This window comes from Peribacillus sp. SIMBA_075, from assembly GCF_046534585.1.
Map to the genome: position 1 here is coordinate 1 of NZ_JAWRYN010001257.1, position 248 is coordinate 248.

At 50.8% G+C, this 248-nt stretch carries 1 protein-coding gene; it reads right to left on the reverse strand.

Annotated features, from left to right (window positions below; translation table 11 throughout):
- A partial coding sequence (gene cotE / locus SB775_RS32370) for an outer spore coat protein CotE (protein ID WP_410865392.1) occupies positions 1-248 on the reverse strand: 248 nt, incomplete at both ends.

Consider the following 248-nt stretch of genomic DNA (forward strand, 5'->3'; position numbering starts at 1 on the left):
GTGATTGTGCCGCCTCCACTCAACTCAGCTTTTACGCACTTCGGCTGTTCCACGGCGCGAGCGACAATTTCAAGATCGCCTCTGCAGTTTTTGTCGAAGAACGTTAGCGGAACGAGTACGGAGAACTTTACAGTTTCCCGCTTGACTTCGGTTTGCGTGTTATTTGCAAACGAGAACCACAGGTTGACGTCACACGTACCAGATACTTCAACCGCGTCTCCGACTTTCTCTGCCTGGAAGTTCGTGTT